We start from the raw sequence: 21,005 nt of genomic DNA on the forward strand, positions 1-21,005 counted from the left end.
TACATTTCAATCTTCTTTATTTCGCAATTTTAACAATTCTTCAATGAACACGTTCGTATCTTTATAGTGGCGATACACCGATGCAAAGCGAACGTAGGCAACTTCATCAAGGTCTGCTAAACGCTCCATCACCATTTCACCTAATTCACTCGAAGGAATCTCTACAATTCCTCCATTGCGCAATTCTTTTTCAATTGTATAAACGATGTTTTTCAGCTCATCGATGGGAACTGAACGCTTCTCGCATGCGCGAATGAGGCCTCGTAAAATTTTATCTTCGTTAAACTCTTCCGCTGAGCCATTTTTTTTACGCACGATGAGCGGAATTTGTTCGATTTTTTCAAATGTCGTAAAACGAAAATGACACGCTTCACATTGGCGACGACGGCGGATCGCTCGATTTTCTTCCGCTGGGCGAGAGTCGACTACTTTCGTTCCATAATGATGACACGCTGGGCATTCCATAATTGTTCCTCCACTCCAGTATAATTATCTTTATTATAACAGATGTTCATACATCTTGTCGGTGCATATGTAAGACAATTCAAAAAAGGATGAAAGAATTTTCTTTCATCCTCTTGTAAAAAGCAATATAGAGTAGTGTCTAGCCGTACTATACGCCTTTATATTATACGTTTGCTGTCGCTTTTAATTGTTGACCAACTTTTTCAGCGAGTTGTACAACACGTGCTGAGTAGCCCCATTCGTTATCGTACCATGCGAGAACTTTTACTTTGCGATCTTGCATAACCATCGTTGATAATGCGTCAACTGTTGCTGATGCTGTTGAAGTATTGAAGTCAACCGATACGAGTGGTTCTTCTGTGAAGTATAAAATACCATTCATCGGACCGTTTGCCGCGTCTTCGAATGCTTTATTCACTTCTTCCACTGTTACGTCACGTTTCACATCGACAACTAAGTCAACGAGTGACACATTTGGTGTCGGTACACGTAAAGCCATTCCATGAATGCGTCCTTCTAATTCAGGTAATACGAGTGATAAAGCTTTCGCTGCACCTGTTGAAGTCGGAATGATCGATTGTGCACATGCACGCGCACGACGTAAATCTTTATGTGGGTTGTCTAAGTTTTTCTGGTCATTCGTATATGCGTGAACTGTTGTCATTAAACCGTTCTCGATTCCGAATGCATCATTTAATACTTTCGCTACTGGTGCGAGACAGTTCGTCGTACAGCTTGCGTTTGAAATGATGTCATGTTTTTCAACATCTAATTTCTCATCGTTAACGCCGAGTACGATTGTAATATCTTCATTTTTAGCTGGCGCTGAAATGATTACTTTTTTCGCACCTGCTTTTAAATGTTTCGCTGAACCTTCATAGTCATTAAATACGCCTGTTGCTTCGATTACGATATCAACACCGAGATCTTTCCACGGTAAATTTTCAGGGTTTCGGTCTGCGACGAGTTCGACGCGATGTCCATCAATGATGATCGCATTATCTGCTGCTTGTACTTCTCCGTCATACGTTCCGTGCACTGTATCGTATTTGATTAAGTGCGCTAACGTTTCCGCTGGGTAAAGTGCGTTAATTGCTACGACTTTCAAGTTGTCATTTTTCATCATTTGGCGAAAAGCCATTCGTCCGATACGTCCGAATCCATTAATTGCTACCGAAGTTGTCATGTATGAAATCCTCCTGCATGTATGTTATACTGTTTCTGTTTTTCTGTAGATTAGTATAACACATTCACATATAAAAAGTTAGTTTTTCATTAAAATTGTTTTATTTCTTCTTCACAATTGTGTAACAATCGATATGAAACCTCATCGATTCAACGTTTCGGTCCATTTCATAATCATCGCTTCTACTTGCTCTTCTGTCTTTTCTAATGTGCTACTATTATCAATTAAGTCATCTGCACGTTGTACTTTCTCTTGAATAGGGATTTGAGATTGAATACGTGCCTTCGCTTCTTCTTCTGTTAAATCATTCCGTTTCATTAAACGGTGTAATTGCGTGCCTTCATCAACTGTTACGACGACGACACGATCCACCGTTTCTGTTAAACGATTTTCAAACAATAATGGAATGTCCATTATAATGATCGGTTCTTCATTTTGAATGTGATACGCTTTTTGACTTTCCATCTCCTCGCGAATCGCTGGATGCATGATCGCATTCAACGTATTACGCGCTTCGGTATCATTAAAAATAATATTTCCTAGCGCGGGACGATTTAATGTGCCATCTTCTAACAAAACTTCTTCTCCAAACGCTTCGACAATTTTTTGTAAAGCGGGACGGCCTTTTTCCACGACGATTCGCGCGACTTCGTCTGCATCTACGACCGGGATCCCGCGTTCTTTCAACATGTTCGCAACGGTACTTTTTCCCGTTGCGATGCTTCCTGTTAATCCGATAATCATTTGCTCACCTACTTTTGACATTGTGGACAATATGTCGATGTCCGATTTTGAATTTGTATTTGCTTCGTTGCGCTCCCACATGTAGGGCACACTTTTTTGTTGTACATTTGATGGACGTTTTGCATCGTTCCCGATTCGCCGTTCACATTGCGGTAATCCGAAATCGAACTGCCCCCTCTTTCGATACTTTCGTTCAAAATCGCTACAATTTCTTGAAACAATGCGCGCTTACGCTGTTCTGAAATGCGACGACATGCGCGTTTCGGATGAATTTTTTGTTTAAACAATGCTTCCGTCGCATAAATGTTACCGCACCCTGAAATGACAGTCCCGTTCATAATCGCTTGTTTAATCGGCTTCTCTAGCCATTTCGGTTCTGAAACACGCGCGATAAAATAATCTTCCGCTCCTTCGTCAAACGGTTCTGGCGCCATTTGAAGGAGGGGTGGATAGTCCGCTTCTTCTTTTAATAAGCGAAGCTCTCCGAAACGACGTATATCACTATATATAAGAAGCCTTCCATCATCGAGCGTGAAAACCGCATGAATGTGACGACGAAACTTCTCTTCTGTCACATCATCTAATGAATTACCGACGAACCAAGCACCTGTCATCCCGAGATGACTCGCTAATAAATACGTTTCACCATTTTTACTTAATGTCATGTAAATATATTTGCTGCGACGTGTGATCGATTCGATGCGCATCCCTTCCATTTCGGAAATGAATGTCGGCACATCTAATGTTTTCACAATTGCTTCTTTTCCTTCTAACTTCGAGTCGATGACGACATCTGATATTTCAACCCGTTCGATTCGTTCATGGTTCAGCTCTTTCACTAAATCACGAACGACGAGTTCTACTTCTGGCAGTTCTGGCATCGATTACACCTCATACCATGACGCGCCACTCGCGCTATCTACTTTTAACGGTACGCGCAATTGAATCGTTTGTTCCATCACTTCCGGAACAATTTTTTCAAGGATCGCAATTTCTTCTTCTGGCGCTTCAAAAATTAATTCGTCATGCACTTGCAATAACATTTTCGCTTGCAGTCCTTCTTCTTTTAAACGCGCATTCATATCGATCATCGCACGTTTAATAATGTCAGCTGCACTTCCTTGAATCGGCGTATTCATCGCTGTCCGTTCAGCAAAGCTTCGAATGTTAAAGCTCGAACTATTCAAATCCGGTAAGTAACGACGTCTGTTCATCAATGTTTCCGCATATCCACGTTTTCTAGCAATTTCGATACTTTTATCCATATAGCGTTTAACTCCTTCAAACGTATGCAAATACGTATCGATGAATTTTTTCGCTTCTGGGCGTGAAATATTTAAGTTTTGGGATAAACCGTAATCGCTAATGCCGTAAATAATTCCGAAGTTGACGGCTTTCGCTGCGCGGCGCATATTCGAATCTACTTCTTCGCGTGACACGTGGAACACATTCATCGCTGTTTCCGTATGGATGTCCGCTCCTCTTTGGAAAGCGTCTATTAACTTTTCGTCTTCTGAAATATGCGCAAGTACACGTAATTCAATTTGTGAGTAGTCGGCCGCGAACAATTTCCATCCTTCATGAGAAGGAACGAACGCTTCACGAATTTTGCGCCCTTCTTCTAGACGAATTGGAATGTTTTGTAAGTTTGGGTTGATTGAACTTAAACGTCCCGTCGTCGTCAATGCTTGTTGGAAGCGCGTATGAATTTTACCATCTGTATGAATTTCTTTTTGCAAACCTTCTACGTAAGTTGAATTCAATTTGCCGAGCTGACGGTAAAGTAAAATGAGTGCAATAATTTCATGCTCATGTTCAAGCTTTTCTAAAACATCCGCCGCTGTGGAATATCCTGTTTTCGTCTTTTTAATCGGAGTGAGACCAATTTTCTCAAATAAAATGACACCGAGTTGTTTTGGAGAATTAATATTGAACGTTTCTCCTGCTAACGTGTAAATATCAGACTCTAACATCGCAAGTCGCTCACTTAGATCTTTTCCTAACGTTTGTAAAACCGTTTCGTCCACCGCAATACCTTCTGTTTCCATTTCGCTTAAAATGGAAGCTAACGGGAGTTCTAAATCGTGGAATAGCTCATACTGCTCGCTTTCTTTTAACTGCTCTTCTACGATTGGCACACTATCCCAAACCGCCTTCGCTTTCGTTGCAGCGTGATACGTATAAACGTCAAATTCAGGTACTTGGCGTTTCGCCCCTTTACCATAGACGTCTTCGTCTCGACGAACTTCATACGGTAAAGCTAAATCTTCTGCTAATTGCGCAATTTCCTTTTGAGCATTGGAGGCATCCGCGATGTAAGAAGCGAGCAATAAATCGTATTGTACACCGCGTAATGTAATGCCATAACGATGAAGGACACTCTGAATCGCTTTCGTATCCGATGCATATTTAATGATCGTTTCGTCTTCTAACCATACTTTTAACGACTCATATTCAGCAATTTGTCGTTCATCGAATGTGTACACACCTTCGCTACATTCTTTTTCTGCCATTGCTATCGTCATGACGAGTACGGGGTCGGTTAAATAATTATCTCCGTCCAATTCAATATGAAGGCTCGCTTTTTCCGGCCAAACGATTCCTTCTTCGCGGTCGAAAGTGACATAAGAAATTTCGACTTGCATTTCAGAAGGGGCATCTCCTTTTAATTGATCGAGTAAACGTTTCGATTCTAACATTTCATATTGCTCGCGTAATTTCTCAAGATCCGGTCCTGCGTAGTTCATCATATCGGCAGGTACATCGATTGGAGCATTCACTTCAATTGTCGCAAGTTGTTTACTCATGAACGCTTGGTCGCGATACGTCGTCAGATTTTCATTGAGTTTTTTTGCCGTAATATTATCGAGATGTTCGTATACACCTTCAACCGTTTCATACTGCTTTAACAGTTTTAACGCTGTCTTTTCTCCAACTCCTGGGACGCCTGGAATATTGTCTGAACTGTCGCCCATTAACCCTTTCATATCGATAATTTGTGGTGGTGTAATCCCGTACTTCTCCATCACATGTTCCGGGGTATATTTTTCCATATCGGTAATCCCTTTACGGGTGATGAAAACAGTCGTTTTATCTGTGACGAGCTGCGTTAAATCTTTATCACCTGAAATGATGATTACTTCATGCGAATCATTGTAACGATTCGCAAGCGTCCCGATAATGTCATCCGCTTCATACGCTTCTAATTCATATTGCGCAATGCCGTGGGCCGTTAAAATATCTCGAATGATCGGAAACTGTTCACGCAATTCATTCGGTGTTTTTTGACGGCCTCCCTTATACTCTTTGAAAGTTTCATGACGGAATGTCACTTTCCCTTTATCCCAAGCGACGAGAATTTGTTCCGGTTGATGTTCTTCTAAAATATTTTGCAACATCATCGTAAAACCGTATGCTGCATTCGTATGAATCCCCTGACTATTCGTTAATAACGGTAAAGCAAAAAATGCGCGATATGATAAACTATTCCCGTCTAATAGTAGTAATTTTGGTTTCGTCATTGATTCGTCTCCTTTTTTAATCATCGTACCTCTAGTGTACCACGAACATCAATTCGGATTCACGCATAACAAAAACAGTTTAGCGATTTGCTAAACTGTTTTCGTTCCAGACCGATTCGATTGTCTAGGTGGCAGGTAAATCGTAAATGTCGTACCTTCATCAACTTCACTTTCCACTTCAATTCGTCCTTTATGTGCTTCCACTAAATGTTTCACAATCGCTAGACCGAGCCCTGTTCCACCCGAATCACGTGCTCTCGCTTTATCAACACGATAAAATCGCTCAAATAAACGATTTTTTTCTTCAGGGGCAATTCCAATTCCTTCATCTCGAATCGCAACAAACACTTCCTCTTCTGTCGTTCCATAAGTGACGTGAATGCACGTGTTCGGCTTGGAATAAGAAATCGCATTCGTTAATAAGTTGACGAATATTTGAATGAGGCGGCGATCATCCGCTTCCACTACAACAGCTTCATTTCCTTCTATACGTAAATCAATTTGTTTTTCAAGTCGTTGATTTTCTGTAATCGCAATCGCATCTTGAACGACTTCTGATACTTTAACATATTTCATTTGCAACTGAAATTCAGCTCGTTCAATACGAGATAGCTCTAATAAGTCATCAATCAACAATTGAAGTCGATCGCTTTCTTTTTGAATGATTTCTAAAAATTGAATCGTCACTTCTTGATTATCGATAGCACCATCTAATATCGTTTCAGTAAATCCTTTAATCGACGTGACAGGTGTACGCAGTTCATGAGAAACGTTCGCCACAAAATCTTTTCGTATTTCTTCTAAACGAACGAGTTCTGTAATATTATGAAAGACGATAATAATGCCGAGCCAATTGCCATGCATCCCAATAACAGGAGCACCGTAAACGCTCAAATGTAAACGTTCCTCTTCTCTTCGCAAAGTCATTTGTTTTTCATAAATAGCTTCCGTTAAAAAGACCTCTTCTATCACTTCTTCCACTTCTTCAGGAAATTCAATGCTGTAAAATTGTTTACCGATTATGTCTCGACGTTTGTAACCAAATTGCTTTTCAAAAACACCGTTCACCATATTTAAATTTCCTTCTCGGCCGAACATAAGGAGCCCGCTTCCGATACTTTCGACGAGTGTTTTCGTTCGTTCTTGATCCATCTCACGTAAAATTTTGAGCTCTTGAAGATTGCTTGCAATTTGGTTCATCGCAATACTTAATCGGTCGTCCGTCACATCTGTCATTGGCACACGTGCTAAATAATTGCCCGACGTCAATTGCTCAGCTGTAAGTGTTACCGTCTCTACTGACTTCGTATAAGCATAAATGACACGCACTAAAATAAGTCCTGTCGCAAAAAACAACAAAGTAATAACGATGACGATAAAACTCCAATACTTCTGTTGAATCGTCGCGTCTACTTGTTGTTCAAACAAATAAAAAAACTGGCTAAACACGATAGCAGCGAGTGTCATCATAACGAATAGTACCGTCATGACCGCAACGACAAGTTTTGAGTAAATCGTCTGTCTCATTATTTTTGCTCCTCGAATTTATATCCAATCCCTCTCACAGTTTTGATATATTTCGGCTTTTTCGTATTTTCTTCAATTTTTTCACGCAAATGACTGACATGTACATCGACAATGCGTGTATCACCTGCGAAATCATAATTCCATACAGCGCTCAGTAACTGGTCTCGAGTGAGGACACGATTTTTATTTTGCATAAAGTAAACGAGTAATTCGAATTCTTTCGGTGTAAATTCAAGTTCTTCTCCATCTTTTAACACTTCATAACGTTCTGGATAGACGAGGAGAGAACCTTCTTTTAATTGTTCTTGTTGCTCTTCTTGCCCTGACTGTTTCGAGCGGCGTAGTACGGCTTTGACACGCGCTAACACTTCTCGTGGGCTGAAAGGTTTCGTCATGTAGTCATCCGCCCCAATTTCTAGGCCGAGCACTTTATCTGGTTCTTCTCCACGTGCCGTTAACATAATAATCGGCACATTATTTTCTTCGTGACGCAATTGACGGCAAACGTCGATACCGTCTAGTTTCGGTAACATTAAATCAAGCAATACGAGATCGGGGCGTTCCGAGCGAATTTTTTCAAGCGCCTCTTCGCCGTCTGCTGCCGTTAACGTTTCGTAGTTCGACTGTTTTAAATTGTATTCGAGCAATGTACGAATCGGCTGTTCGTCATCGACAATTAAAATCTTTTTATCTTCATTTCTCATGGAATGCTTCGCTACTTTCTCTTTCGTATTTTTAAGTTTGCCTTGAAGTTTTGTGAATATTTCATTTAAATTGTATCAATAATATGAATGAAAATCGACAACAGACCGAGCTTTCAAACGTTAAGATTGTGTAAATTCCGTTATTTCCCTTTCTCAAATTAAAAAATCTACCGCACTTTCATGCGGTAGATCATCATTTATTAAGAAAGAATATTCATTACTGAACGAACAGCATCTGCTGATTTATTTAAAGCTGCTTGTTCTTCTTCTGTTAAGTCGAGTTCAATCACTTTTTCAATTCCACTTGCGCCAAGTACGGTTGGTACGCCGAGGTAAAGATCGTTTAAGCCATATTCCCCTTCTAAATAAGCGATAGATGGAAGTACACGCTTCTGATCTTTTAAAATCGCTTCTGCCATTTCAACGAGTGCTGCTGATGGTGCGTAATAAGCTGAACCGTTACCGAGTAAATTGACGATTTCAGCGCCACCTTTACGTGTACGTTCGATAATCTCTTCCATGCGATCTGCTGGAATTAAGTCAGCGAGCGGTACGCCTCCTGCTGAAGAGTAGCGGATGAGTGGAACCATTTCATCACCGTGTCCACCGAGTACGAATCCTTGCACATCTTTCACTGATAAGTTCAACTCTTGTGCGACAAATGTGCGGAAACGCGCTGTGTCGAGCACTCCAGACTGTCCAATGACACGCTCCTTCGGGAATCCTGATTTTTTAAATGCTGTATATGTCATCGCATCTACTGGGTTTGTCAATACGAGGATGATTGCATTTGGTGCGTATTTGACGATTTGCTCTGTAACAGATTCCATCACTTTTTGGTTCGTTTGAACGAGATCGTCTCGGCTCATACCTGGTTTACGTGCAATTCCTGCTGTAATGATGACGATATCTGAATCTTTCGTATCTTCATAATTGCTCGTTCCGATAATGTTCGCATCGAATCCTTGAACGGGACTTGCCTCTAACATGTCGAGTGCTTTCCCTTTCGTTGGGTTTTCCATTTCTGGAATGTCGACGATGACGACATCAGCGAGTTCTTTTTGCGCGAGTAAAAACGCTGTCGTTGCCCCTGTGAAACCTGAACCGATCACGGATACTTTTTTACGTTGCATTGTCATAACAAAACGCTCCTTTATGTGTAGTCATTTTTTATAAAAAAGCGATGATCTTCACCACTTTTATACACGAATCGATTGTAGCTAATCTGTTCTCATATCAAGTATAAAGAATAAATCATTTTATGTATAGGAAAGAGGAGTACAGAGACTCCTCTTTCTTAAAAATTATAAGTTTTTGATGAGCTCATCAGCGAACTCTGAAGTTTTTACTTCTGTTGCGCCGTCCATGAGACGTGCGAAGTCGTAAGTAACAACTTTAGATGAGATTGTTTTCTCGATTGAGTTCGTGATCATTTCACCAGCTTCTGTCCAACCTAAGTGGTCGAGCATCATAACTGCTGAAAGGATAACTGATGATGGGTTAACTTTGTCAAGGCCAGCGTATTTTGGAGCAGTACCGTGTGTCGCTTCGAAAATAGCGTGTCCTGTAACGTAGTTAATGTTCGCACCTGGTGCGATACCGATTCCACCTACTTGTGCTGCGAGAGCATCTGAGATGTAGTCTCCGTTTAAGTTCATTGTAGCAACTACGTCGAACTCACGTGGACGTGTTAAGATTTGTTGTAAGAAGATGTCAGCAATTGAATCTTTAACGATCATTTTGCCTGCTGCTTCAGCGTCTGCTTGTGCTTTGTTTGCAGCGTCAACGCCTTCTTTTTCTTTAATTTCGTCGTACTGATTCCATGTGAATACTTTGTCGCCGAACTCTTGCTCTGCAACTTCGTAGCCCCACTTCTTGAATGCACCTTCAGTGAACTTCATAATGTTACCTTTGTGCACGATTGTAACGTTTTTACGGTTGTTGTCGAGTGCGAATTGAATCGCTGAACGTACTAAACGTTTCGTTCCGTCTTCAGAGATTGGTTTAATACCGATACCTGAAGTTTCTGGGAAGCGGATGTTTTTAACGCCCATTTCGTTTTGTAAAAACTCAACTACTTTTTTAACTTCGTCTGTACCTTCTTCGTACTCGATACCTGCGTAGATATCTTCAGTGTTCTCACGGAAGATGACCATGTCACAGTCTTCTGGACGTTTAACTGGTGAAGGAACACCTTCGAACCAACGTACTGGACGTAAACATGCGAAGAGATCTAATTCTTGACGTAATGCAACGTTCAATGAACGGAATCCACCACCGATTGGCGTTGTAAGTGGTCCTTTAATTGCGATTAAGTATTCTTCGATTGTATCGAGTGTTTCTTGTGGTAACCATTCACCAGTTTCGTTGAATGCTTTCTCTCCCGCAAGAACTTCTTTCCATTCGATTTTCTTTTCGCCGTTGTAAGCTTTCTCAACAGCTGCATCGATTACACGTACAGATGCGTTCCAAATATCTGGACCTGTACCGTCACCGATGATGAATGGGATTACTGGATTGTTTGGTACGTTAAGTACACCGTTTTCCATAGTTACTTTTTGTGCGTTTGACATTGATAAAGTCCTCCTCAATATATATTTACAGAGACAATTGTCTCTATCGTTAACACGTTTTGAATATTATCGTTCTTCAACTGGAACATACTTGCGTAAGTCCGGTCCGACATATTCAGCACGTGGACGAATCAAACGGTTGTTTTCATACTGCTCTAAAATGTGAGCTGTCCAACCAGCCATACGTGACACCGCGAAAATCGGTGTGAATAAGTCATGGTCGATTCCTAATGAATGATATACAGTTGCTGAGTAGAAGTCAACGTTCGGTAAAATACCTTTCGCCTTTGTGAAGTAGTCATCGATTTTCACTGACATCTCATAATACTCAGGCATACCTTTTAATTCCGTCAATTGACGTGACATTTCTTTTAAGTGCTTCGCACGTGGGTCACCGTTGCGATAAACGCGGTGTCCGAAGCCCATAATTTTTTCTTTATTGTCAATCTTCGCTTGGATGTAAGGCTCAACATTGTCTACTGAACCGATTTCTTCAAGCATGATCATGACTTGTTCGTTCGCTCCACCGTGAAGTGGTCCTTTTAATGCGCCGATTGCTGCTGTCACACCTGAATAAATATCAGAAAGTGTCGCAACACATACACGCGCTGTAAATGTAGATGCGTTTAATTCATGGTCAGCGTGTAAAACGAGCGCTTTATCCATCGCTTCGATTGCGATTGCTTCTGGCTCTTCGCCATCTAACATGTAAAGGAAGTTCTCTGCATAGCTGAGTTCTTTTTTCGGTGCAACTGGCTCTAAACCATTACGGATGCGTGAGAATGCTGTCACTACTGCTGCTACTTTCGCTTGTAATCGAAGTGCTTTACGGTAGTTCGCTTCTACTTCCATCACTTCAGCTTCTTCATCGAAAAGCCCGAGCATTGACACCGCTGTGCGGAGTGCTGACATCGGGTGTACTTGATCGATTGGGTAAAGTTTGAAATGATCGATAATACCTTGTGGAAGAGTCATGTTTTCAGCGAGCTGTTCTTTAATCTCTGCTAATTCTTCCGCATTTGGTAAACGTTTGTGCCAAAGTAAATATACTACTTCTTCAAAGCTAGCTTTCTCAGCAAGCTCATCGATGTCATATCCTACATACGTAAGTGTCGAGTCGATGATTGAACTCACTTGAGATTGTGCTGCAACGATACCTTCTAACCCTTTTGTTGCTGTCATAAATATTCGCTCCTTCTGTACCTCTAACTAACATCTCGAATGATGGGATGTGGAGTGTTCGAATTTTGTTAGATTAGATTATGTTTAATTTTCTACGTTTTTAAACAGTTCCATATCTCATTATAATCAACTTTTCGCCTTTTGTGAATGGAAACGCTTTACCTTTTTTTATAAACTGATTTTTAACTCGTTTTCATTTTTCTCATCTTTGTAACTAAAGCTATGTTTTCAAGACGTCTAGACACTTTTTTTTTACTTTATACGTTTTCCATTAATAATAATAATTTCATCATTTTGCATCTTTTTCGCTAATTTACGAACAAAAAATGGCTGAATTCGCTTGCGAATAAACGGCAAAAGCAGTAAAAAACCAAATATATCTGTAATAAATCCTGGTAAAACGAGCAAAATTCCTGCCAAACCTATTAAAACACTGTCAATTAATGCAAGTCCAGGGGCATCCATCGTTTGCATGCGATATTGAAATTGTTGCCACGCTTTCATTCCTTCACGCTTCGCTAAATAAGCACCGAGAACACCGGTCGTCACAATTAACAATAATGTAGGCCACAAACCGAACCATTTTCCTGAATAAAGCAAAGCGACGATTTCAATGAAAGGGATCCCGACAAATAATAGGATTAAATATTTCAACATGTTCTCATTCCTCCTATTCATTGAAAAAGAAGGTCGTCTTCAGACTGACCTTCTCTTCATTAATACATTATAAGACGCGAGCGTGACCGCTGTAAATACATCCTGTTTCAGCATGCATCGTAATCGGACTGCCATCTAATATTTTTTCCGTTGCATTTTCGACGCCGACGATGACCGGAATGCCGAGTGATAATCCGACAACTGCACCGTGACTCGTTAAGCCACCTTCTTCTGTAACAAGACCCGCACATTGTTCAATGACGTGAATCATGTCTTTATCGGAAGATTTCGTGACGATGATCGCATCTTTCACGTCGACACCTTTCAAGTCTTCTGCTGTTTCAGCGACAACTGCGCGACCGTACACATTCGCTTTACCAATTCCTTGTCCGCTTGCGACGAGGTCTCCGATAATGTGAATTTTCATTAAGTTTGTCGTACCTGCTTGACCGACTGGTACTCCTGCAGTAATGACGACGACATCTCCGTGGTCGATATAGTTATTTTCTAAACTTGCATCAACCGCTTCTTGTAAAATATCATCGATCGATGTCGCTCGTTTTCCTGTTAAAGGATAAACTCCCCAAGCTAATGTTAGTTTTGTCGCATTGCGTTCTGATGATGTGACAGCGACAATTGGACAACCTGGACGATACTTCGCAATCATGCGTGCTGTTTGACCACTTTCAGTCGGTGCGAGGACCGCGCGCACTTTTAAGTTGAGCGCTGTATAAGCCGCTGCTTGACCGATCGATTCCGTCATGTTGCCATGTTGTTCACGACGACGTGCCGAAACGACTGTTTTGTAATCGATCGCGTTTTCAGTTGTAACTGCGATGCTATGCATCGTTTTAACAGATTCTACTGGATACGCTCCTGCTGCTGTTTCACCAGAAAGCATAATCGCATCGCTTCCGTCGAAAATCGCGTTCGCTACGTCACTCGCCTCCGCACGTGTTGGACGTGGGTTCCATTGCATAGAATCAAGCATTTGAGTCGCTGTAATAACCGGCTTTCCTGCTTGGTTACATTTGCGAATGAGTTCTTTTTGAACGAGTGGTACTTCTTCCGATAAAATTTCAACACCGAGGTCTCCACGTGCGACCATGACACCGTCTGAAATACTTAAAATTTCATCGATGTTTTCGACCCCTTCTGCGTTTTCAATTTTTGGAATGATATGAAGTGAACTTCCACCATTCGCTTCTAGTAATTCACGAATAATCATGACATCCGCTGGGCGACGAACGAATGACGCTGCGATGAAATCGACCTCTTGTTCAATTCCGAATAAAATATCTTCACGATCTTTATCTGTAATTCCTGGAAGTCGAACCGCAACTCCTGGAACGTTAACCCCTTTATTGTCTTTTAAGTGACCTGAGTTTACGACGACCGTGCGAATGAGTCGTTTATCGTAATCTTTCCCTGTCACTTCTAATTGAATAAGTCCGTCGTCGAGTAAGACGAGTGAACCTACTTCGAGATCATCGATTAATTTATCGTACGTCACCGAAAATAGATTCGGTGTGCCGAGCACTTCTGACATAGAAATAGATACTTCTGCTCCTGATTTTAATTCGACTGATCCATTTTCCATTTTGTGCGTACGAATTTCTGGACCTTTCGTATCGAGTAAAATACCGACAACTTTACCTGTACGTTTCGACGCTTCGCGAATTGCTTTAATGCGTGCGCGATGTTCGTCTTGCGTTCCGTGCGAAAAGTTTAAACGCGCGACGTTCATTCCTGACAGTAATAATTGGTCTAAAATTTCCGGTGCTTCACTCGCTGGACCGATCGTACATACAATTTTCGTTTTTCTCATGATTTAACCGCCTCTTATTCGTTATTCAATTCATATTTCGCTTCTCTAGTATATATGAAGTTAGACACTTTGTCTTTTAAATAGACAGCTCTTTAGACAATTTTAACATTTCCATATCTAAACAGTCTTTCGTCTCGAAAACGTCCTGAAGCGGGTAAGCGACGATTTGATGATTCCGCATCCCGATCGCAACTGTTTGTTGACCAGCTTGTAGCTCTTCTACCGCACGGGCTCCGTAGCGACTCGCAATGACTCGATCACGCGCAGAAGGTGATCCCCCTCTTTGCATATGTCCGAGAACAGAAACACGTGTTTCTACGTCTGCTTCTTCTTTTAAAAGTTGGGAAAGTTTGTCGCCTGACATGACACCTTCTGCTACGACGATCACACTATGTTGTTTGCCACGCTCTGAACTTTGTTTTAAACGTTCGACAACTTCATTCACTGCTAAAGGTTCTTCTGGGATGATGATCGATTCAGCACCGCCACCAAGACCTGCCCAAAGCGCTAAATCTCCAGCGTCACGCCCCATCACTTCGACAATGAAGATGCGTTCATGCGAACTCGCGGTATCTCGAATTTTATCGATTGCTTCGACGACTGTATTTAACGCTGTGTCGAAACCAATTGTGAATTCAGTTCCTGTAATATCATTGTCGATCGTCGCTGGTACACAAGCTACCGCAATTCCATAAACAGATAACTCTAGAGCTCCTCGGAAAGAGCCGTCTCCCCCTATGACGACGAGCCCTTCAATCCCTTCCGCCTTTAAATTATCCGCTGCTTTTTGACGCCCAGCTTCTGTCATAAATTCCGGACTGCGTGCCGAACGTAAAATCGTCCCACCACGTTGAATGATATCACCGACTGAGCCAAGTTCGAACAGTTCAAATTCACCTTTGATCAACCCGTCATATCCTTGATAAATACCGACGACTTCAATATCTTCAAACAGCGCTTTACGCACGACCGCACGTAAAGCAGCATTCATTCCTGGTGCGTCGCCACCACTCGTCAATACTCCAATCTTTTTCATTGCACATGACCCCTCACTTTACTCCGTAAATTGACCGATCGCACGAAACTTGTCATAACGACTTTGAATCAATGCGTCCTCATCTAAAGAGTTTAACATGTTTAATGAATTTTTGATGACTTTTCGCATATTTTCTGCCTGTTGCTGAACGTTGCGATGTGCGCCACCTAAAGCTTCTGGAATGATTTCATCGACGACACCGAGCTCTTTTAAATGAGGAGCTGTTATTTTCATCGCTTCTGCTGCTTGTTTGGCGAGACTCGCATCTTTCCATAAAATCGACGCGGCTCCTTCCGGTGAAATGACCGAATATGTGGAGTGTTCCAACATGTGTAAGTGGTTCGCTACTCCGAGTGCAAGTGCCCCTCCACTACCACCTTCTCCGATGACAATTGAAATAACAGGAACTTTCAAACCTGCCATTTCAACTAAATTGCGCGCAATCGCTTCACTTTGGCCACGTTCTTCTGCCGCTTTTCCTGGATACGCCCCTTTCGTATCGATAAAGCAAATGATTGGGCGCTTAAACTTTTCTGCTTGTTTCATTAAACGAAGCGCCTTTCGATACCCTTCTGGGTGCGGCATACCGAAGTTACGACGGACGTTTTCTTTCGTGTCCTTACCTCTTTGATGCCCGATTACCGTCACTGGTAAACCTTCGAATGATGCGATTCCACCAACGATTGCTGCATCATCCCCGTACAAGCGGTCTCCATGTAATTCCATGAAACAATCAAATAAATGAGCGATATAATCGAGTGATGTCGGGCGGTCAGCATGTCGAGCGACTTGCACTTTTTGCCATGAGTCCATATCACCGTAAATATCTGTTTCTAATTTTTCAAGTCGAGCTTTTAAATGCTGAATCTCTTCTGATAAATCAACTTCGTTCGCTTCAGTAAATTGCTCTAACTCTTCTATTTTCTCACGCAACTTAATAACTGGCTTTTCAAATTCTAACGTTTTCATACATTTATACCTCCAGTATGTAATTCGACAATGAGTGCGAGCTTTTCACGCAAGTCGTGACGATGGATCACGGCATCTAACTGTCCGCAATCTAATAAAAATTCAGCCGTTTGGAAATTTTCCGGAAGCTTTTCTCGAACAGTTTGTTCAATGACACGACGACCCGCAAACCCGATTAACGCTTGTGGTTCCGCTAAATTAATATCTCCAACTGACGCGAAGCTAGCTGAGACACCACCTGTTGTTGGATACGTCATAATTGAAACGTATAGCAATCCTTTTGCAGCATGACGTTCCAATGCTACGCTCGTCTTCGCCATTTGCATTAAAGATAAAATGCCTTCCTGCATACGCGCTCCACCACTCGCTGCAAAAATAAAGACTGGAATTTCTTCTTTTGTACCGAGTTCAATGAGTCGAGTTAATTTTTCACCTACGACAGATCCCATAGAACCCATGCGGAAATTAGAATCCATAATCGCCACTGCAATGCGCTTTCCTTCTAATTTAGCGATACCCGTTAATACAGCTTCATTTAATTCCGTTTTTTCTTGATCGACTTTCACTTTCTCCATATAGCCAGGAAAACCGAGAGGGTTCTCTGTTTTCAAATGGTCATCGATAGAATTAAAACTACCTTCATCAAATAAATAATCCATTCGTTCACGCGCTGTCATCGTGTAGTGATAATCACATTTGGAACATACTTTTCCAGCTTTTAATAGTTCAGTCGTCATTTCAATCGCTTTACATTGTGGACATTTCGTCATAATCCCTTCTGGCACATCTTCTTTTGCTTGTTTAGAAGGAATTGTTACTGCTTGTTTTTTCTTTTTAAATAAGTCGCGAATCATCATCATTCCCTACTTTCTCGTTCAATAATTTCAATCCATTGTTCATAATGTATTAAAGCTTGTCGTTCATTTTGTAAACCGAGATGAACTAAAAGCTGTGCGAGCGGTTCCGCTTCACGTTCGGTAGACAATGCTTCGTAATGAATTTGATCGTACTGCTTGACTAAAAACCAAATTTTTAACGATAGTCGATTTTCAGAAGCGACGAGCATCTCTCGCATCACATCTTCACGCCACACAGTCCCTTCATGTAAAACTTTCGCATATAAGCTTTCCCAAACAGGTAATTTAGCCGCTGCTTCGTTACGGCAAATTTCACTGATGGCGGCCCGCTCATGCATTCGTCTCGTCTTGCGAACATCGTCAACAGATTGCTGGCGTTGTAAAATGAAAGTTGACAATACTTCGACGAGTTGATGGCGTTTAAAATCTGCTAAAAATGTACCTTCCCCTCGTCGCGTCTCGATCAATCCGAGTAATTCCATACTGCGCAACGCTTCACGAATCGTCGGACGCCCCACTTCCAACCTTTCAGATAACGAACGTTCCGACGGTAATTTTTCGCCAATTTTAATTTGCTCTTCTTCAATGATCGAGCGAATTTCTTCCACAATTGCTAAAAATCGCTTCGGAGCTTGTTGTTCTTTCGTCATGAACGCTCTCCTTCTCTCTTTTTTAGTGGTCATACCACTTCTGTAAATAAGCATACATAATTTCACACTATTCGTAAAGGTTTTTCAAAAAAGAGCATAAAAAAAGCGACGAGCCACTTATGCTCATCGCTATAATCGACTTATTTGTTCACATTCATTCACGATTAATTCTTTTTCCCCTCGGCGGAATTGCATTTTACCTTCCAACTGTAAAACCGTTCGCTCCTGCAACTGTTCAGCAAATCGCTTATACGATTTCGGGAAGAAAATAGCTGTCATCGTCGCCGTCTCGTCTTCTACTGTCACGAATGCCATCGCTTCTCCATTTTTCGTACGCGTCGTTCGAATCGCACGAACGAAAGCGAGCACTTTCACGTAATTCATATGTTCTTCTATTGTAGCGAGTGGTATCGTTTCCGTATAAGTTTGACGCATCCTTTCAAGTGGATGTTCAGAAATATACAACTGCAAACGCGCATATTCTTCTTCTAGCAAAGTGAGGGAATCCTTTGTTTTCCCTTCTATTTCTTTAATACTTCCCGCATCTCCAAATTGAGCAATCCCTAATGCAGCAGGAATTCGATCGATGTTAGTAGAGCGAGTGCCTTCCAATTCATCACAAGCTCCCGAATAAATTAAATCGAGAGCTAACGGTTCTGTAAACTCTTTTTTCAATAGACGAGCCACATCATAAATCGTTCGAATTGTCTCATCTCGTCTCACTTCTTTCCATACAGGGTAAAAAGTGCGAGCCAAACCTTTAATTTGTTTAAATCCTAACCGAATGTTTTGACCTTCCACTGTATGATTCCATCGACTTTTTAAAAGGGATGGTGGCAAAAACTGTACGTTATAACGCTTCGCCTCTCTTATGAGTGGCTCTATTTCATTTGCACCACTAAAGCTAAGCATCGCTGCAAAATAATACGTAGGAGCATTCGCTTTAAAATAAGCGAGCCAATACGAAATATGTGCATACGCTACTGCGTGACTTTTCGGAAACCCGTACTGCGCAAATTGAGCGATCAATTGAAAGATGCGTACAGCTTCTTCTTGGGACATGCCATGTGACATCGCTCCTGAAATAAATTGTCGCTCCGCTTGTTGAAGTGCACGTTCATCTTTTTTACTAATGGCACGGCGTAACAAATCAGCCTCCGCATAGGAAAATCCCGCGACCGCAACGACAATTTGCATAATTTGTTCTTGATAGACGATAATCCCGTACGTTTCTTGTAAAATTTGATCGACTGCTGGATGAATGGATGGAATCGGACGACGATTATTTTTCCGCTCGGCAAACAACGGAATTTGCGCCATCGGACCTGGTCGATACAGCGCGTTCGTCACAACAATATGCTCAAATCGCTCAGGATGGATTTGGCGCAACGCTTGTTTCATCCCACTCGATTCAAATTGGAATATCCCATCCGTTTCCCCCGCTTGAAATAGCTTATACGTCTTCTCATCGTGCAAAGGAATTTGTTGCAATGTAAATTGCTTTTTCGTATTGTAGCGAATCATTTCGAGAATGCGTTGGAGAATCGTTAAATTACGCAAACTTAACAAGTCAATTTTTACTAATCCGCTCCGTTCAATATCGTGCATCGTCCATTGCGTCATAAATAAGTCGTCATTACTTTTTTGCAACGGTACGATTTCGACGAGTCGTTTAGGGGAAATGACAATCCCTGCCGCATGCGTTGAAATCGAACGAGGTAAATGTTCTAATTTCAAACTATGTTTCCATAAATCTTGAAAAGCAAGGTTTCGAGTCAGTTCAGGCGCTTTTTGTAAAGCTCGTTGCAACTCTCTTTCTTTCGTTGCGCCCAAAATAGAAACAATTTGGTCGAGTTGCTCGCGTGAGATTCCGAGAACACGACCGACCGCTCGTACGACGGCACGCATCGACAACGTTCCGTATGTCGCAATTTGTGCGACGTGATGCTCACCGTACTGCTCTTGTACAGCTTGCAACAACGTAAGCCTCTCCGTATCTTGAATATCGACGTCAATATCAGGGATTGTCACGCGTTCTTCGTTTAAAAAACGTTCAAATACGAGACCGTAACGAAGCGGGTCTATCGCTGTAATATTTAAACAGTACGCGACGAGTGAACTTGCAGAAGAACCACGACCTGGACCGACAATGATGTCTCGTTCTCGAGCCAATTCGATAATATGGGCGACGACTAAAAAGTAATCAGCGAAATTTAAACGTTCAATCACATCTAATTCATATTGTAAACGACTGTGATAACGTTCGTCGTCTAGTCCTTTTTCAACAAGTTGAGCATATGCGCGATCTTTCAATGTCTGCATCGCATTTTCTGCTTGTAAATAGCGAGGCATATGCAATTCTGTCGGTAACGAATACGATTCACATTGAGCGAAAAGTTGTTCTTGAACTGTGAACCAGTCGGGTCGGTCTTCGTACATTTTTTTTAATTGGCGTTCCGAACGCAATGCATATCCGCCATTTGGAAATGTTATTTCCTCCAATGTCATCGTTTCACGAATAGCTGTTGCTACTGCATACGTTACAGCATCTTGCTCATCTAAATAACGCACTTCATGATAGAACGTAAGAGGGATTCCTTGCTTCTCTGCAAATGTTATCCAATCCATTTCTTCTGCCAACGAACTTCCGAACTGTCGACTGATCGCGAAAGCGAACGATGTGCTTTGTGCCAAATGTTCTGTAAAAGCATCATATCGTTCTGGTGAACGATATCCTTGTTGATCATTCACTGGAGCAATGATTAAACAATTTGCACTGTAAGCTGACAACCACCGATAAGGAATGACAGCATTTTCCGTCTGTGCAATCGCACTCGATAATTTCATTAACATTTGGTACCCTTGACGATTTTTCGCATATACGTAGAGCGGAATCGTTTCATCATCAACACGAATAGAGGCAGTCAAACCGATGATCGGTTCGATGCCTCGTTCTTTCGCATGGCGCACAAAGGAGGGGACCCCGTACAAATAGTGATTGACAATCGCTACTTTGCGACTCGTCGCCAAACGCTCAGCTACTTGTTCTGTCGTTACAATACTTCGCAATACGTCGTCACTCGTCACAATTTGTCCGTAAATCATG

Annotated in this window: 17 protein-coding genes; all 17 read right to left on the reverse strand. The window is 41.7% G+C overall.

The genetic code is table 11. The features are described from left to right. Positions 1–6: 6 nt before the first annotated feature. The gene (gene nrdR / locus ACFQ0V_RS11100; protein ID WP_381013437.1) at positions 7–465 is read right to left on the reverse strand and encodes a transcriptional regulator NrdR; all 459 of its coding nucleotides are present in this window, start codon (positions 463–465) and stop codon (positions 7–9) included. Positions 466–628: 163 nt separating this feature from the next. Next, entirely contained in the window at positions 629–1,651 is a 1,023-nt protein-coding gene (locus ACFQ0V_RS11105) for a glyceraldehyde-3-phosphate dehydrogenase (protein ID WP_381013440.1), read from the reverse strand. Positions 1,652–1,792: 141 nt separating this feature from the next. After that, complete coding sequence (gene coaE / locus ACFQ0V_RS11110; RefSeq protein WP_381013442.1) at positions 1,793–2,395, reverse strand: dephospho-CoA kinase; 603 nt, start codon at positions 2,393–2,395, stop codon at positions 1,793–1,795. 8 nt (positions 2,396–2,403) lie between these two features. Then, positions 2,404–3,276 carry a bifunctional DNA-formamidopyrimidine glycosylase/DNA-(apurinic or apyrimidinic site) lyase gene (gene mutM, locus ACFQ0V_RS11115; RefSeq protein WP_381013445.1) on the reverse strand — a complete coding sequence of 291 codons (873 nt, stop codon included), beginning with the start codon at positions 3,274–3,276 and terminating at the stop codon, positions 2,404–2,406. A gap of 3 nt (positions 3,277–3,279) precedes the next feature. Further along, positions 3,280–5,916, reverse strand: a complete 2,637-nt coding sequence (gene polA, locus ACFQ0V_RS11120; RefSeq protein ID WP_381013447.1) for a DNA polymerase I — start codon at positions 5,914–5,916, stop codon at positions 3,280–3,282. A gap of 90 nt (positions 5,917–6,006) precedes the next feature. Next, positions 6,007–7,443 carry a two-component system histidine kinase PnpS gene (gene pnpS, locus ACFQ0V_RS11125; RefSeq protein WP_381013450.1) on the reverse strand — a complete coding sequence of 479 codons (1,437 nt, stop codon included), beginning with the start codon at positions 7,441–7,443 and terminating at the stop codon, positions 6,007–6,009. After that, positions 7,443–8,147 carry a response regulator transcription factor gene (locus ACFQ0V_RS11130; RefSeq protein WP_381013453.1) on the reverse strand — a complete coding sequence of 235 codons (705 nt, stop codon included), beginning with the start codon at positions 8,145–8,147 and terminating at the stop codon, positions 7,443–7,445. Before ACFQ0V_RS11130 ends, pnpS begins: the two co-directional genes overlap by 1 nt. 200 nt (positions 8,148–8,347) lie before the next feature. Further along, on the reverse strand, positions 8,348–9,286 hold the full coding sequence (gene mdh, locus ACFQ0V_RS11135; protein ID WP_381013456.1) for a malate dehydrogenase: 939 nt from the start codon (positions 9,284–9,286) through the stop codon (positions 8,348–8,350). A 165-nt stretch (positions 9,287–9,451) separates the two neighbouring features. Continuing rightward, positions 9,452–10,720, reverse strand: coding sequence for an NADP-dependent isocitrate dehydrogenase (icd, locus tag ACFQ0V_RS11140; RefSeq protein WP_381013459.1), 1,269 nt, complete (start codon positions 10,718–10,720; stop codon positions 9,452–9,454). Between the two features lie 66 nt (positions 10,721–10,786). Further along, the gene (gene citZ, locus ACFQ0V_RS11145) at positions 10,787–11,902 is read right to left on the reverse strand and encodes a citrate synthase (RefSeq protein ID WP_381013461.1); all 1,116 of its coding nucleotides are present in this window, start codon (positions 11,900–11,902) and stop codon (positions 10,787–10,789) included. A 252-nt stretch (positions 11,903–12,154) separates the two neighbouring features. Beyond that, on the reverse strand, positions 12,155–12,559 hold the full coding sequence (locus ACFQ0V_RS11150) for an FxsA family protein (RefSeq protein ID WP_381013464.1): 405 nt from the start codon (positions 12,557–12,559) through the stop codon (positions 12,155–12,157). A 67-nt stretch (positions 12,560–12,626) separates the two neighbouring features. Next, a complete protein-coding gene (pyk, locus tag ACFQ0V_RS11155; protein ID WP_381013466.1) occupies positions 12,627–14,387 on the reverse strand; it encodes a pyruvate kinase in 1,761 nt (586 codons plus the stop codon). A gap of 76 nt (positions 14,388–14,463) precedes the next feature. Further along, positions 14,464–15,423 (reverse strand): 6-phosphofructokinase, encoded by a 960-nt coding sequence (gene pfkA / locus ACFQ0V_RS11160; RefSeq protein ID WP_381013469.1) that lies wholly within the window; start codon positions 15,421–15,423, stop codon positions 14,464–14,466. An 18-nt stretch (positions 15,424–15,441) separates the two neighbouring features. Then, positions 15,442–16,392, reverse strand: coding sequence for an acetyl-CoA carboxylase carboxyl transferase subunit alpha (gene accA, locus ACFQ0V_RS11165; protein WP_381013471.1), 951 nt, complete (start codon positions 16,390–16,392; stop codon positions 15,442–15,444). Further along, entirely contained in the window at positions 16,389–17,249 is an 861-nt protein-coding gene (accD, locus tag ACFQ0V_RS11170; RefSeq protein ID WP_381013686.1) for an acetyl-CoA carboxylase, carboxyltransferase subunit beta, read from the reverse strand. The genes accA and accD overlap by 4 nt, the downstream gene beginning before the upstream one ends. Further along, positions 17,249–17,899: a FadR/GntR family transcriptional regulator gene (locus tag ACFQ0V_RS11175; protein WP_381013474.1), complete on the reverse strand. Its 651-nt coding sequence runs from the start codon at positions 17,897–17,899 to the stop codon at positions 17,249–17,251. Before ACFQ0V_RS11175 ends, accD begins: the two co-directional genes overlap by 1 nt. A 129-nt stretch (positions 17,900–18,028) precedes the next feature. Further along, the gene (locus ACFQ0V_RS11180) at positions 18,029–21,004 is read right to left on the reverse strand and encodes a DNA polymerase III subunit alpha (protein WP_381013477.1); all 2,976 of its coding nucleotides are present in this window, start codon (positions 21,002–21,004) and stop codon (positions 18,029–18,031) included. Position 21,005: the final 1 nt, after the last annotated feature.

Source organism: Savagea faecisuis, from assembly GCF_042675605.1.
Classification (GTDB): Bacteria; Bacillota; Bacilli; order Bacillales_A; family Planococcaceae; genus Savagea; species Savagea faecisuis.